The 10,474-nt window shown below is 56.7% G+C and carries 8 protein-coding genes; 2 read left to right on the top strand and 6 right to left on the bottom strand.

Going from position 1 to position 10,474, the window contains the following annotated elements; genetic code table 11:
- The 5 genes from ACQ4N8_RS27770 to ftsE form a co-directional block, all read right to left on the bottom strand.
- Positions 1-1,266: PDZ domain-containing protein (locus ACQ4N8_RS27770; RefSeq protein ID WP_430707609.1), on the bottom strand; the 1,266-nt coding region annotated here is incomplete at its 3' end.
- Positions 1,267-1,421: 155 nt separating this feature from the next.
- Positions 1,422-2,873: a S41 family peptidase gene (locus tag ACQ4N8_RS27765; RefSeq protein WP_430707608.1), complete on the bottom strand. Its 1,452-nt coding sequence runs from the start codon at positions 2,871-2,873 to the stop codon at positions 1,422-1,424.
- Positions 2,874-3,072: 199 nt separating this feature from the next.
- Positions 3,073-4,281, bottom strand: a complete 1,209-nt coding sequence (locus ACQ4N8_RS27760) for a murein hydrolase activator EnvC family protein (protein WP_430707607.1) — start codon at positions 4,279-4,281, stop codon at positions 3,073-3,075.
- Between the two features lie 143 nt (positions 4,282-4,424).
- The gene (gene ftsX / locus ACQ4N8_RS27755) at positions 4,425-5,339 is read right to left on the bottom strand and encodes a permease-like cell division protein FtsX (RefSeq protein ID WP_430707606.1); all 915 of its coding nucleotides are present in this window, start codon (positions 5,337-5,339) and stop codon (positions 4,425-4,427) included.
- The gene (gene ftsE / locus ACQ4N8_RS27750) at positions 5,329-6,015 is read right to left on the bottom strand and encodes a cell division ATP-binding protein FtsE (RefSeq protein WP_430707605.1); all 687 of its coding nucleotides are present in this window, start codon (positions 6,013-6,015) and stop codon (positions 5,329-5,331) included. Before ftsE ends, ftsX begins: the two co-directional genes overlap by 11 nt.
- Before the next feature lie 227 nt (positions 6,016-6,242).
- On the opposite strand from ftsE, the gene ACQ4N8_RS27745 reads away from it, so the two are divergent.
- Positions 6,243-7,721: a VanW family protein gene (locus ACQ4N8_RS27745; protein ID WP_430707604.1), complete on the top strand. Its 1,479-nt coding sequence runs from the start codon at positions 6,243-6,245 to the stop codon at positions 7,719-7,721.
- A gap of 270 nt (positions 7,722-7,991) precedes the next feature.
- Here ACQ4N8_RS27745 and ACQ4N8_RS27740 read toward each other — a convergent pair whose 3' ends face one another.
- Entirely contained in the window at positions 7,992-8,657 is a 666-nt protein-coding gene (locus ACQ4N8_RS27740) for a DNA-binding response regulator (protein WP_430707603.1), read from the bottom strand.
- A 460-nt stretch (positions 8,658-9,117) separates the two neighbouring features.
- Here ACQ4N8_RS27740 and ACQ4N8_RS27735 point away from each other — a divergent pair, with 460 nt between their 5' ends.
- Positions 9,118-10,362, top strand: coding sequence for a CynX/NimT family MFS transporter (locus ACQ4N8_RS27735; RefSeq protein ID WP_430707602.1), 1,245 nt, complete (start codon positions 9,118-9,120; stop codon positions 10,360-10,362).
- The last annotated feature ends 112 nt before the right edge of the window (positions 10,363-10,474 follow it).

Raw genomic sequence — 10,474 nt, 5'->3', positions numbered from 1 at the left:
AGCGCCGCGCAGCGCGGCGCTCCGCTTGGGCCGCAGCAGCTGCAGCAGCGACAGCGGCTGCAGCCGGACCGCCGCCGGCGCCAGCTCATCCGGCGCGAGAATCGCGCCGAGCTGGTGATGATCGCCGGCGTAGATGGCGCGCTGGAGGAATTTGCTCTCGCCCGCGAGATTCTGCACCTCCAGCTTGCAAAAGGCCGGGTTGATCCGCAGCGCCGCATGCAGATCTTCCTTGGTCGGCACGGGCACGCCGTTCACCTTGGTGATCGTCTCGCCCGCCTGGATGCCCAGCTCCTCCGCCGGACTGCCCGGCAGCACCGCGAGCACCTTCACGCCGCCCTGCGGGTTGACGAACAGCGGGCTGCGCTGCTGCTCCTCAAAGCGGCTGTACCAGATCAGAGCTTCGTGCAGCAGGAACGCGGCAAGCGCCGCCACCAGCATCAGAGGACTCCACCAAGCCGCACCAAGCGCCAACACCAGCACGATCAGGCCGTAGCCCAGCAGCCGGCCGGAGGAGATGCGGGCCTTGTCTTTCGGCAGCAGGCCCATCGTCATCTCCGAGAAGCCGATCACGATCGGCAGCCCGATCAGGCCAAAACCGCCCTGCCAGGCGTCCCCGCCGAAAAACGGCGTCCACGGCAGCACCCCGCCCGCCGTCTGCGCGGGAATCAGCAGGAACAACGGGACCGGCCAAAGGCTTTGCATCTGATAACCGCCGACCAGCCTTCCCCGTTTCCCCTCATAAAAGAGCGGTCCTGCAAACGATGCCCCTTGCCAGCGTACCAGCAGCCCTTCGGCAACGTGCAGCAGCCCGACTAGGCAGAGCAGCGCCGGAACCTCCAGCTCGCGGACGATGCGTACCCCTTCGCCGAGCCAGCCGGTCCCGGCAAACGCCGGAAACAGATTCAGGCCGAACTGGATCATGCCAAGCAGCCCCACGGCATATGCCAGACATAAATAACGGACGCGGAACAACATCATGATGAGCGTGACGGCCCAAAGGCAGAGGATACCCTCCATTGTCAGATTCATGCCGAGGAAAACGAACACGACGGAAACGGCGAGGCCGGCCAACAACCCGCCCAACAACGTACGCCAGGTCTGTTGGCCCCAGCCGTGCAAGCGGACGTGGAACAGCCTCCGTTCCAGCAGCACCTGCCTGCGGTAAATCAGCATGACGACGATGATGGCCATATAATAAAACGGCTGCAGAAGCAGTTGCGCTCCCGCTTGCGCCAAACTCCACAATCCTTCAAGAATGAGATCCAAGGGGTCCCCACGCTCCTTCTTCTAGCAAATTGAACCGGCCGCCCGTATACTTCAGCAACACTTTAACTCTAACCAACTATTCCATAGGTTCACCTTTATGAGCTGTCTCAAGAAAAAAAGAGGGCCGGATTTCAGCCCTCTTAGGGATTCGACGCTTATGACGCGATTTCCTTCCGTATTTCCTCCAATGCGCGATTTAACTGCGCATCGTTTTTCGGATCGCGGATTTGCTTGATGAGGCTGGTTTCCAGCGCCTCGGCGGTTTTCGCATCCAGTACGCCGTTCGCCGCGAGTTTCTGCTCCGCTTGGAATTTCTTCAGCGCGTTCTCCGTATTTTTATCGAAGTATCCGTCCTTTCGGCCGGGATCGAAGCCGAGGCCGTCCAGCATCGTTTGCGCGCTTTTGATATCCTCGCCGAGCATATCGTATTTGAACGTTTTTTCCTTGTTGATCGGCGCCACCGTAAAATAATCCGGCTGGGAAACGGCGACGTCCGGCTTAATGCCTTTTTTGTGGATCCATTCGCCGTTCGGCGTCAACCATTTGGCGATCGTGATTTTCAGCAGGCTGCCGTCGCCCATCTCCTGGCTGTAACTCGACTGCACCGTGCCTTTGCCGTAAGTCGCTTCGCCGACCAGCTTCGCCCCGGCGGATTCCTGCAGCGCTCCGGCCATAATTTCCGAGGCGCTCGCGCTGCCTTTATTGGTGACGACCACGACCGGATACGATTTGCCGGTACCTTCGGAAACCGTCTGCTGCCGGCGTTTGTGCTTATCCTCGACCTGGACGATCGCTTTGCCCTTCGGCACGAAAATCCCGGCCATGTCCTCGACGACGTCAAGCACGCCGCCCGGGTTGTTCCGGACGTCGATAACGAGGCCTTTCAGGCCCTTCTTCTCGAGCGCGTCCAGTTCTTGCTTGAAGCGCTGCGCCGTATTCATCGAGAACTCGGTCACCTCGATCACGCCAACGCCGCCGTCCTTCATTTCGGCATACACCGTTTCGAGGGCGATGTCGCCGCGGATGATGCTGAATTCCAGTGTATTGGCCGCTCCGGCCCGCTTCACCTTGACCTTCGCTTCGGTTCCTTTCGGACCGCGGATTTTCGCGACCGCTTCATTGAGGCCCAGGCCTTCCAGCGATTCCCCGTTCACCGACAGCAGGATGTCCTTCGGCTGAATTCCGGCTTTTTCCGCGGGCGATCCCTTGATCGGCGAAACGACGACTACATTGCCGTTCTCCAGGGACACTTCCGCCCCGATCCCGGTGAAAGAGCCCTCGATTTGCTCGGAGAACTGCTGCGCCGTATCGGGAGCCATATAAGAGGAGAACGGGTCTCCCAGCGCATTCATCATTCCGTCGATGGCGCCGTCCACCAGTTTGTTCTGGTCTACGTCCTCGACGTAATTTTTCTGGACGAGCTCTAGCGCCGTTTCGATTTTCTGGATGCCCTCTTTGGAGCCCGGACTGACGGTATCGGCAAAAATCCCGCTGCGCAGCGGCCCCGAACCGGCAAAACTCCATTCCCCCGTAAAGGTTAACGTCAGCAGACAACTGACCAGCATCGCTACGACCACGAGCATGGTCACGGTACGCCCCTTAAACATAAATGAATTCACCGCCTCTGTGTATTCGCCGGACTATGAACAAGCAACAGCCGGGCAAGTCCGAATTTGAACGTCCCATAGTATATGTCCACCCAGTGAGAAATATTTACAACTACAGTGTATCCGATATTCCAATGGAAAAACGGATAATCCCTCCCTGAACGGGCGATATCCGTTTTCTCGAACTTACACTATTTTATTATAAATATGGCATCGGGTCTACCGGGTTGCCGTTAATCCGAACCTCGAAGTGGCAATGCGGACCGGTCGAGTTGCCGGTGCTGCCGACTTCGGCGATTTTCTCGCCTTTTTTGACCTGCTGTCCTTTTTCCACCTTGATCCCGCCGTTGCGAATATGGCCGTACAACGTCCAGACGTTGTCGCCGTGGTCGATAATGACCGTGTTGCCGTAACCGCTCCACCACTCGGCGACGATGACGACGCCGCCTTCCGCCGCATGGATGTCCGTTCCTTGCGGTGCCGCAAAGTCAACCCCGGTATGCTTCTTCTTCACCCCGGTTATCGGGTGGATGCGCGTGCCGTACCCGGAGGAGATGCGGGCACCGTCGACCGGCAGTCCCATTGAACCGCCGTTGCCCTTAAATCCGCCGGAGCTCTTCTTGTACGTGTACACCTGAGCGGCTTTCAACTTGTTCTTCTCTTGCTCCAGCGCCGCTCGTTTGGTCGCCAGTTCGACCAGGAGCTTCTCCTGCTCTTCGCTGATATCGTCGGATTCCTCGATTTCGGCGTTGTACTTCGCGATCAGCTGCTGCTTCTCATCCTCTTTCGATTCCAGGTCTTGCTTGCGCGATTCGGCATCGGCGTACAACTGCTTCACTTTGGCGTAATCCTGCTCCAACTGCTGCTGCTGCTGCACGATCAATTCCTTGTCCCGTTTATGCTCCTCCAGCAGAACATGGTCCTGGTCGGCAATCGCCTGCAGGGAATCGGCCCGCTCCAGGAAATCGGTGAAGCTGGTCGAGGATAGCAGCACGTCCAGATAAGAAACGGCGCCATCGGTATACATCAACCGGATACGAGAGTCCAGCAAATGCGAGCGCTCCTCGATCCGGGCTTTGGTCTCGTCCAATTTGACGGCGGTATTCCGCAAATCCTCTTCGGTTTTATCGATATTCACCGAAATTTGCGTCAGTTCGTTGCTGACGACCTCAATTTGCCCAAGCAGTTGATTGAGGTAATTGGTGTTTTTGTTGACGTAATGCTGCGCCTCCTGCTTCTGGCCGGCGGCTTCTTCCTGCTGTTGTTTGGCCTGTTTGGCCTGCTCCTGAAGCTGCTTCAATTCTTTGTCGATCTGGCTGATGGTTTTCGATTTGGCAAAGCCTTCGGCAGGTTGGAAAATGAGAGCGGCTAATGCGACAACGGCAATCGTGGTTACCCATTTCTTCAACTTCGTTTCCCCATCCTTCTTTAAAGGTTGTCAGAAATTCGGCTTTTGATCGCGAAGTATTTCCGGGAGCGAAATCGGCTTCGAATTTTTGACTTCATAGTTAACTCCATAAATAATCAACCAATCAAACTTCCCTCTCGCCATTACACCTTCAAAAACTTGCGGATCGACATAGTGCTGCCCCAGATCCCGATCAAAAGACCCAGTCCCACGAGCAAACCGCCCAACTCCAGGCCGATATCGCTGATCGGAATTAGCTGAATGGCCAAGGTGACGTCCGCCCCTACGGACTCCACCAGCTCGTTGTAACTGAAGAACAAGACGCCAACCGTGATCAGGGAGCCGACCAGGCCGATCAGCGCGCCTTCCACGAAAAACGGCCAGCGGATAAACGCGTTCGTTGCCCCCACCAGCTTCATGATGCCGATTTCGCGGCGGCGGGCCAAAATCGTGACCCGGATCGTGTTGGAGATGAGGAACATCGCCATCAGCGCGAGGCCGGCCACGAAAGCGAATCCGATGTTGCGGATCGCCCGGGTGATTTTGAACAACTTTTCAACCGTGCCTTGTCCGTAATTTACCTTGTAAATCGGTTTTTCTTCGTATTTATCATTAAGCGCATTAATCTTGCCGGCTACATGAGGAACGGTCGTCGGCTCGATGACTTGAACCTCGAACGTATCGGGAATCGGGTTCGTCTTCTCGTCGTACCCTTCCAGGAGATCCTTGCCCTCTTCCCCAAGCTTCTCCCGGAAATCCTTCAAGCCTTCGGCTTTGGGAATGAGCTTGACCTGGCTGACTTCTTCCATTAATCCGATGTCATTGTAGATCTGGTCGCGCACTGCCTCGGTCACGTTGGAGTTCAGGTAAGCCTTGATCTGCACCTGGTTGTCCGCCTCGTCGGCAAACGAGTTGACGTTGAGCACGAGCAGCGAGAACACGCCTAAAATCAGCAGCGAGACGATGATCGAGGTCACGGAAGCCACCGACATCCAGCCGTTGCGGAACACGCTTTTGGCGCCTTCCCGAAAATGCCGCAAGAGGGTGCTAATAATCATAACCGTATTCCCCTCTCAGCTGGTCACGCACGATATTGCCGTGTTCGATGGCGATGACGCGCTTGCGCATCGTGTTGACGATCTCTTTGTTGTGGGTGGCCATGACGATGGTCGTGCCGCGGAAGTTAATTTCGTCCAGCAGTTGCATGATGCCCCAGGAGGTTTCGGGATCGAGGTTCCCGGTAGGCTCGTCCGCGATGATGACCGACGGATTGTTGACGATCGCCCGGGCGATCGCCACCCGCTGCTGCTCGCCGCCGGAGAGTTGGGACGGGTCGCGGCCCGCTTTATTTTTCAGCCCGACAAGGTCCAGTACTTCTATCACGCGTTTCTTGATGACTTTCTTCGGGGCTTCGATGACCTCCAAAGCAAACGCAACGTTCTCATAAGCCGACAGCTTGGGCAGCAGCCGAAAATCCTGGAAAATAACCCCGATATTTCGGCGCACATAAGGAATTTTGCGAGGCTTGAGCTTGCCGATGTTAAACCCGTTGACGGAAATTTGCCCTTTCGTAGGCACTTCTTCGCGGTATATAAGTTTCATGAATGTCGATTTCCCTGCACCGGAGGGACCAACCAAATAAACGAATTCATTGCGGTCGATTTTGACCGAAACGCCTTTAAGGGCGTGGGTTCCATTCGGGTATGTCTTCCAGACATCCTGCATTTCTATCACTTGATCACGTCCTAAACCTTGATTCCTGTTCTTGAGATGGCCCTATCTTACTTTCGACACGTTCTTGCCAAATCCTTTAAAACCTGAGTAATTTCATTTTAGTCTGATTTATATTGTAACAAAGATGTTACCTTTTGAGTACCCGAAAGTTTCCGGATTTCTGTCATATACATGGTTGTACAAAGGTTGTTTATATGAAGAGAGCCACCTCTCAAAGGAGCCGAGGCATGAAAAAGAAACATTTGGCAGCGGCCGCGATCGGTCTGGCGCTGCTTGGCCTGATCCTGTTCGGCTCGCTGTACGTATATGCATCGCAAGACAGGCTGCCTCCGGGCACGATGGTAGCCGGAATGGAGCTTGGCCGGCGGCAGCGCGACGAGGCGATCCGCCTGCTCGATCAGGAGCTGGCGGCCTTGCACGGCCGGAAGGTCGTGTTTGCGGTCGACGGGAGCGTCAAGACGTTGACCTGGGCGGAAGCCGGGATAACCTTCGACGCGGCGGCTTTTCGCGAGGAGCTGCGGCGGCTTGGCGAAGGTTCGCTGTGGCAGCGCGCGCAGGTACGACGCAATTTCGCCGACCGATGGGCGATCGACGTTTCTTTCGATCCGGCGAAACTGCAGGCGGTATTCACTCCCGAGTGGGAAAAATCGCAATTCGGCGATCCAATCAACGCAGTGCGGACGATTACGGAGGGCGACCGGATCCGCTACCTGCCGGAAACGCCGGTGCAGCGCATCGATTGGGAAAAGCTCGGCGTCGCGGTACCCAAGCTGCTGGCGGAGCAGCTCGCGCAGTTGGCGCCGGATCAGACGGAGGCCGGGGAGCGGGAGCCTTTTTCAAGCGGACTGCCGGGCCTGCGCATCGCCTTGCCATTGAAAACCGTGCAGCCGAAGGTCACGATCGGCACGCTGAAAAGCGAAGGAATTCGCCGCAAAATCGTCCAGTTCTCCACCAGCCTGGCGACCAGCGGGTCCGGACGGGTCCACAATGTCGATTCGGCGGCCCGGAGCATCGACGGGATCGTGCTGGCGCCGGGCGAGGTTTTCGATTACGGCGCAGCGGTCGAATACGCGGAGAAAACGTTCGGCTTCCGCGAAGCGCCGGTCATTTTCGACGGCCGGCTCGTGCCCGGCGTCGGCGGCGGCATCTGCCAGGTGTCCAGTACGCTGTACAATGCCGCGGTCCGCGCCGGCCTAACGATCGTCGAGCGGCGCAACCATTCGCTGCCGGTCAGCTATTTGCCCAAGGGGCAGGACGCCACGTTTGCCAAAGGATACATCAACTTTCGCTTCAAGAACACCTCCGGGCACCATATCCTGATCCGCGCCGAGGTGGAGAACCGGGTATTGACCGTGAAGCTGTTCGGCGACATGCCCGAGAATGTGAGCTATTCGCTCGAATCTCGCACCGCCAAGGTGCTTCCCGTGCCGAACAAATACGTCGCCAATTCCTCCCTGCCCGCCGGCAGCCAGCAGGTCGTCGTGCGCGGCAAGCAGGGGTACGTCGTCGAAACGTACCGGATCAAAAAAGTGGACGGCCGAACGGTCGAGCGCACCCGCATCTCCGAGGACACGTATCCCGCCAAGCCGACGGTCATCGCGGTCCGCAGTACCAAAGGCTCCTCCTCCGGCAGCGGGAGCGCGTCTTCGAAGAAGCCGCCCAAGCAAATCCTGGAGGACGGCGTCACCGGACCGGATTTCCGTTGAGGCGGGACGGGGTTGAGGTTGAGGAAGGGGGAGCATCCTTCTCTTTTATCTCACTCAAGCGAAATAACGGTAAAAAAGGGCGCTATTTCGCCATTTTCCCGCCCCAAAAGCAAAATAAGGGCATTTTATGGCGCTATTTAACGCCGTAAAACATAATCCGTGCCTTTTGGGGTTATTCCCAGAAAATAAGGGTATTTTTTACCGTTATTTCCCCGGAAATTGTCTGTCCGGGTCAAATAGGGCCAAAAAAGGGCCTTATTTTCTCACCCCTTACAAAATAAGCCGTTTGGCGTCGATCGTCAGCAAATAGGAGCGTACTCGTTCGCTGCCGCTCGCCGGCTCGATCCAGCGTTTCTCGGCCAACTGCCGAAACCATTTTCGGGCTGTTTTGTTCTCGATCCCCATATGGCGGCAGATTTCCCCCGGTGTGATGGGGCCGCCCGTTCGCAGAAACAAGCGGAGGACTTCCTTCTCATGGTAATCCAACTGCACGGCTTGTCCTTCCTCCCCTAGCCATCTTCCCATGAACTGCTGCAGCGTTTGCTGGCAATAACGAGGGCTGTCGTGTACATCGTCGTACGTAAACCGGAGCATCTTCCAGCCGTCCAAGACCAAGTCGTTTTGCCGCCGCCATTGGTCGGCAAACTGCGAGCGACTGATATTGCGTAAATGCGGTCCATATCCGTCGATCTCAATCGCCAGCACCAGCCCCGCACGGATATAAGCAAAGTCAAGATAGCGATAGCCGTCTTTAAAGTCGGTCACCTCATACTCCGGATGGAGATTCCGGAAATGCTGGAACGCCGGCCACCACACTTTTTCCGCAAATAGCTTCTCCGCATGGCCATGTCCTTCCCGCAGCCTCCTTTCCCTTTCCCCTTGCCGGTCGCCAAGGTGCCCCTTCATCCACTGCGTGTACGATTCCTGAAATCCCATTTCGCATTACCTCCTCTATGGAAAATAAAAAACGCCTTTCGTCTTCGATCATTTCATCGAAAACAAAAGGCGTGTGCTTCACGACTTGTCGAACCCCGATCCGCTTCATGCCCAGCCACGTTCAGCCGTCAAAGCCGGGGTCGCGATCTTTATAAAAACAAATGAGTATAGCAATATTCTACCACAATCGATTGGCTTTCCTCTACTTAATACGGCAATTCAGTTAATGCCATTAAAAACGAATTCGAGTTGCCGAGCCGCGCAAACTTGCAGTATACTTGATCAGCGTTTGATGTATCGCAATATGTCAGTTATCCATGTTTGCATAAAATAACCAACCACATCTCCAAACTATGGGATGAAAAAGCAACGAATACACGAAGGCACGATGACGAGACGGCTCAAATGTTCTCATGCCCCAATGCTCTAGGCATGAATTTGAAGGAGGACTCCCATTTCCATGAATAAAACCATCGCCTCACCCTTAAGCAAAACGCGCGGAGCTTCGGTATGGCTGCTGGTCACGGCCGTGCTGCTGACCGCCGCGGCTTTACGCTCGCCGATCACCGGGGTGGGTTCCATTATTGGCGAAATCGAGGCAACCACCGGCTTGTCCCATACGATGTCGGGCATGCTGACGACGCTGCCGCTGATTGCCTTCGCGCTGTTTGCGCTGGTTGCCCCCGGCTTGTCCGTCCGCTTCGGGATGGAACGCACGATGTTCGCCTCCATGATTCTCATGACCGTCGGCATCCTCGTGCGTTCGCTGCCGTCCGTCGCGGCGTTGTTTGCCGGGACCGCGCTGGTCGGCATCGCCATCGCCGTGTGCAACGTCCTGCTCCCCGGGTTAATCAAACGCGATTTCCCCAAGCAGGTCGGGTTGATGACCAGCTTATTTACCACTTCGCTGAACTTTTGGGCGGCCATCTCCTCCGGGATCAGCGTTCCCCTGTCCCAGGGACCTTTGGGGTGGCGCGGCGCGCTGGCCTGCTGGGCGATCCTTACGGCGATCACCGCATTCGCGTGGCTGCCGCTATTGCAGCGGCGCCGGTCCGGGAAATCGGGAGTCAATGAGGCCGGTTCTCCGCCCTCCGGCCAGCCGGCTTCTCGCAGCGGAGCGGGAGGGCGCAGCATTTGGCGCTCGCGGATCGCTTGGCAGGTGACGATTTTCATGGGCTTTCAATCGATCATGTTTTACGTCAGCATTTCTTGGTTGCCGGACATTTTGCATACGCGGGGAATGAGCCCGGAGCAGGCCGGCTGGATGCTTTCCTTAATGCAGCTGGTCAGCATGGCCGGATCCTTCCTGATGCCGCTGATCGCCGCGCGGACGGATAACCAAAAATGGCTGACCGCCGCCTCCGCCTCGCTGTTCCTGATCGGGTTCGGCGGCATCTGGCTGGGCCCGGCCGCGCTTGCGGCGTTGTTCATCATCTTGATCGGGATCGGATCCGGCACGACGTTTGGCCTGGTGATCGTCTTTTTCGCCCTGCGCTCGCGTACGGCCGAGCAGGCCAACCAACTGTCGGGCATGGCGCAATCGATCGGTTACGTATTGGCCGCTTCCGGCCCGACCCTCTTCGGCTATCTCCACGACCAAAGCGGAAACTGGGATACGCCGCTGGCGGTGATCACCGCCCTCTCGGTGCTGGCCGTCGTCTTCGGTTTTGCCGCCGGCCGCAAGGGATACGTCGATACGAAGTAATCGTCATGCAAAAAGCTGTCCCCCAAGTGATATGCTCCCCATACGGTAGACAGGTGAAATAATAAAACCTGTTACTGTAGGGGGAGTATTTTTTATGTCCAAAAAAGAACAT

It is taken from the genome of Paenibacillus macerans (assembly GCF_050565405.1).
GTDB lineage: Bacteria > Bacillota > Bacilli > Paenibacillales > Paenibacillaceae > Fontibacillus > Fontibacillus macerans_B.
The sequence above is the reverse complement of the archived record's forward strand: the minus strand, read 5'-3'. Positions and strand labels throughout refer to the sequence as shown.